The following is a 4,712-nucleotide window of genomic DNA, read 5'->3' as shown; positions in this document are numbered from 1 at the left end:
GGTCGCCGCCCTCGCCGCACCGCCGGCCGCCTGGCCCACCGCGACGGCGCTGGCCCCCAGGACCACCCCGGCGCCGAGCACGGCCCGGTCGGTCCAGCGCACCGGGAGCACGGGCGGCAGCGGCCGGGCCGGGAGGGCCACCGCCTCGGCCAGGACGGGCTCCTGCGCCTCGGCGGCGGCCTCGGCCGGGACCGGTCCCACGGACGCCCAAGCAGCGCCGAACAGGATCACCCTCGCGTTGAGGTTGAGCCAGACGAACAGCGCCAGCACCGGGACGAACGCGGTGAGGAAGCCTGCGCCCCCGCCGACGTTGCGCAGCAGGACACCGACGAGCAGCTGCAGCAGCACGACGCCCGCGGCGGCCAGCGCGGCCCCGCTCAGCAGCGTCCGGTACGGCGTCGAGGAGTGCGCGAGCACCCGGTACAGCACGACGAACAGCCCGGTGTTGAGCACGAGCCCCACCACGAGCACCAGGCCCTTGGTGACGACCGTGCCCACCGGGGACCCCTCGAGCCCCACCAGGCGCAGCAGCTCGGCGGTGAGCGTCTGCGTGACCACGCTGACCAGGGCGGTGCTGACGATGAGCAGGCCGAGGGTGAGCAGGACGAGCAGGTCGTAGAGCTTGGCCCGCACCGGGTCCAGCGCCATGACCGGCATCCCGAACATGCCGCGGATGCCCTCCCGGAGCGCGGCGATCCAGCCCAGCCCGGTGAACAGCAGCGCGCCGACACCGAGGACCGCCGACCAGCCGAGCACCGTCGTGCTCGTCGCCCGCTCCAGCAGGTCGTCGGCGCTCACCAGGGCGTCCCCGCCCTCGCCGATCACCCCGGGCAGCGCCTGGGCGGCGAAGGCGACGATCTGGTCCTGCAGCTGCTGGTTGCCGCCGACGACGGCACCGGCGGCGGCCAGGCCGAGGACGAGCAGCGGGAACAGGCTGAAGACGCCGTAGAAGGCGATGCCGGCCGCGAGGATGTTGCCGCGCTCCTGGCCCACGCGGGCGTTGGCCCGCCAGCCCCGGCTGCGGAAGAGCCTGCCGAGCAGGCTGCCGACACCGGCCACCTCAGGCCGCCCCGTCGGCGGCCGCGCCGCCCAGCGGGGCCCGGTCGAGCACGCGCCACACCCCGTCCTCGCCGCAGCGGTACACGGCGACCTCCGCCACGTCGAACGCGGCGCGGAAGTCGGCGAGCTGGCCCTGCACGGCGTCCAGCGCCGCGGCCGGGACGTCGTGGGCGACCGTCACGTGCGGGTGGTACGGGAAGCCGAGGCGGCGCTCGAGCGGCCCGGTCCGGACCTTCTCCTGCAGCGCGTCGCACGCCCGCGCGCCGTCGACCACCTGGACGAAGACCACGTCGGAGACCGGGCGGAACGTGCCGGTGCCGAGCAGGGTGACGACGAACGGCTCGACGCCGGCGGCCACCCGGCGCACGTGGGCCACGACGTCGTCGACCTCGTCGGCGGCGACCTGCACGGGCGGGACGACGGTGACGTGCGGCGGGACCGCGGCCGCGGCCGGGTCACCGGTGCTCGCCCGCCCGTCGCGCAGCGCCCCCGCGAACGGCTCGGGCACGGCGACGGCCACGCCGAGGGTGACGGTCCCCTCCTGCCCGGCCGGTGCCGGCCCGCGCGAGGGCCGGTCCCACGACGTCGTCACGGCGCGGCTCAGACCGGCCCGGCCGGCAGGAACCCCACCCGGTCGCTCGCCCGCGCGAGCGTCACCGAGGCGACCTCGCGGGCCCGCAGGGCCCCGGCGGCGAGGACCCGGTCCAGCTCGGCGGGGTCGGCGAGCAGCTCGGTGAAGCGCTGCTGGAACGGCGCGAGCTCGGCGAGGACCACCTCGGCCACGTCGGCCTTGAGGTCGCCGTAGCCCTTCCCCTCGTAGCCGGCCGCGACCGCCTCGGGGGTGGCGCCGGTGAGCGCGGCGAGGATGCCGAGCAGGTTCGACACCCCCGGCTTCTCCTCGCGGTCGAAGCGCACCTCGCGCCCGGTGTCGGTGACGGCGGAGCGGATCCGCTTGGCGACGACCTTCGGGTCGTCGAGCAGGTCGACGAGCCCCGTGGCGCTCTGGGCGGACTTCGACATCTTGGCCGTCGGGTCCTGCAGGTCCATGATCTTGGCGGTGCTGCCGAGGATGTACGGCTCGGGCACGACGAACGTCTCGCCGAAGCGGGCGTTGAAGCGCTGGGCGAGGTCGCGGGTGAGCTCCAGGTGCTGGCGCTGGTCCTCGCCGACCGGGACCAGGTGCGTGCCGTACAGCAGGATGTCGGCGGCCTGGAGGATCGGGTAGGTGAACAGCCCGACGCTGCTGCGGTCGGAGCCGCCGCGGACGCTCTTGTCCTTGAACTGCGTCATCCGGCTGGCCTCGCCGAAGCCGGTGATGCAGCCCAGCACCCAGGCCAGCTGCGCGTGCTCGGGCGCATGGCTCTGCACGAACACCGTGCTCCGGTCGGGGTCGACGCCCGCGGCCAGGTACTGGGCGGCAGTGCGGCGGGTCCGCTGCCGCAGCACGTCCGGCGCCACCTCCACCGTGATGGCGTGCAGGTCGACGACGCAGTAGAACGCGTCGTGGTCCTCCTGCACGGCCACCCACTGCCGCAGCGCGCCGAGGTAGTTGCCCAGGTGCAGGGAGTCCGACGTCGGCTGCATGCCCGAGAACACCCTCGGGAGGCCGGCGCGCGGGTCAGGGGCCGGCTGGGTGCCGGCGGGCGCTGTGCTCACCGGCCCATCATGTCAGCCGGGCGGCCGGCCGCCGTGCTGCGCCGGTGCCTGCGCACCCCGGACCGCGACGACCTCCACCAGCACGCCCGCGCCCGGGTCGAGGACCGGCGCGGCCAGGCCGTGACCCAGCAGCACGGCCCCGCCGACCTCGACCCCCGCACCCCTGCACCAGGCCGGCTGCGCCGCGGCGGCGCCGACCAGGCGGACCTCGTCGCGGCCCGTGACGTCGACCGCCCGGACCCGGTACCGGCGCGCCGGGTCCAGGCCCGGCAGCCGCACCCGGCCGGGGACGGCGTCGGCGCCGGTGACCAGCCGGACGAGGGCGTACACGGCGTGGCCCCCGTCCGGCCGCACGACCCCGTGCAGCAAGGCCCCGTCGTGCTCCTCGGCGCGCACGGTCCGCCCGCCGTGCAGCAGCGGGCGCAGCCGCTTGTGCAGCGCGACCCATCCCGCCAGGCGCTCCCGCTCCTCGTCGGTGCACGACACCACGTCCCACTCGATGCCGGCGTGCCCGAACAGCGCCGTGAGGCAGCGCAGGTCCAGGTCGGTGACCCTGCCCGTGGTGTGCGACCGGGCCGGCCCGACATGGGTGCCGACGAGCTCGGGCGGCAGCAGCAGCCCGGTCCAGCGCTGGACCGCCTGGCGCTCGAGCGGGTCGTTGCAGTCGCTCGCCCAGACGCGCTGGGTGCGGGCGAGGACGCCGAGGTCCACGCGGGCACCGCCCGACGCGCAGGACTCGACCTCCAGGCCGGGGTGCCGGGCCCGGAGCTCGTCCATGAGCCGGTAGGCGGCCAGGGTCTGCCGGTGCACGGCCGCCGTCCCGTCCGCGCCGACCGCCTCGTGCAGGTCGCGGTTGTGGTCCCACTTGAGGTAGTCGGGGCGCTCGGCGGCGACCATGGCGTCGAGCTGGCCCAGCACGTGGGCCCAGGCCTCGGGGCGGGTGACGTCGAGCACCTGCTGGCCGCGCCACGGCCGCGTCCCGCCCGGACCGCCGTCGGGCCCGGCCGGTCCCAGGACCCAGTCCGGGTGGGCGCGGACGACGTCGGAGTCGACGTTCACCATCTCCGGCTCCACCCAGACCCCCACCTGCATGCCGTGCTCGCGGACGCGGTCGGCGAAGGGGGCGAGGCCGGTCGGCCAGACGTCGGGGTCGACGACCCAGTCCCCGAGGCCGGCGGTGTCGTCGCGGCGGCCGAGGAACCAGCCGTCGTCCAGGACGACCCGCTCGACGCCGAGCGCGGCCGCGGTGTCCACGAGCGCGCCGAGCCGGTCGTGGTCGTGGTCGAAGTAGACGGCCTCCCAGGAGTTGAGGGTGACCGGCCGGGGCGTCGAGGGGTGCCCGGGGCGGGCGCGCACGTGCCGGTGGAGCCGGTCGCTCATCCCGTCCAGGCCCTCGTCGGACCACGCGAAGACGACGTCGGGGCTGCGGTAGGTGTCCCCCGCCGCCAGCCGCACCTCGCCGGCGCGCAGCAGCTCCCCGCCGCCCAGCACGCCCGCGTGGCGCCCGGCGCCCTCCGGCAGCCGGTCGACGAGGTGGACGTGGTCGCCGCTCCAGGCGACGTGGCAGCCGAGCACCTCGCCGGCACCGAAGCCGAACCCGGCGCTGCCCGCGACGAGCAGCAGGGTCGCGTCGTGCCCGGTGCGGCCGCGCCGGGACTCGCGGACCCTGCCGCCGTGCACCAGCGGCAGCCGCTGCGGCGAGCGCTCCCGGCACCAGCGGCCGGTGAGGTCGAGGGTCTCGGTGGCACCGGGAGGCAGCGGCGCGACGGCGAGCAGGCCACCGACGTCGAGCAGCCCGTCGACGGTGCTCGTCAGGGCGTGCCCGACGACGAGGACGCCGTGCTCGTCCAGGGCGTACGCGGTGCGCAGCGCGACGCCCGCGCCCTCGTCCCGGCCCTCGACGACCAGCCGGCCGGGCTCCTCCGTCACGGTCGCCCGCCAGCGCGGCACGACCGCGCGGCCGTCCCGGTGCGCGGCCAGGCCGGGCCTGCCGGACC

General features: G+C 76.6%; 4 protein-coding genes. All 4 read right to left on the bottom strand.

Going from position 1 to position 4,712, the window contains the following annotated elements:
• A partial coding sequence (locus tag WCS02_RS17600; protein WP_340295563.1) for a YihY/virulence factor BrkB family protein occupies nt 1-1,059 on the bottom strand: 1,059 nt, incomplete at its 3' end.
• A gap of 1 nt (nt 1,060) precedes the next feature.
• Complete coding sequence (locus WCS02_RS17595; RefSeq protein WP_340295562.1) at nt 1,061-1,651, bottom strand: 2'-5' RNA ligase family protein; 591 nt, start codon at nt 1,649-1,651, stop codon at nt 1,061-1,063.
• A gap of 8 nt (nt 1,652-1,659) precedes the next feature.
• On the bottom strand, nt 1,660-2,715 hold the full coding sequence (trpS, locus tag WCS02_RS17590; protein ID WP_340295561.1) for a tryptophan--tRNA ligase: 1,056 nt from the start codon (nt 2,713-2,715) through the stop codon (nt 1,660-1,662).
• Between the two features lie 12 nt (nt 2,716-2,727).
• The coding region (locus WCS02_RS17585) for an alpha-galactosidase (RefSeq protein ID WP_340295560.1) at nt 2,728-4,712 on the bottom strand (1,985 nt) is incomplete at its 5' end.

This window comes from Aquipuribacter hungaricus (assembly GCF_037860755.1).
GTDB classification, from domain to species: Bacteria; Actinomycetota; Actinomycetes; order Actinomycetales; family JBBAYJ01; genus Aquipuribacter; species Aquipuribacter hungaricus.
This window is presented reverse-complemented; position numbering and strand designations above follow the sequence as displayed.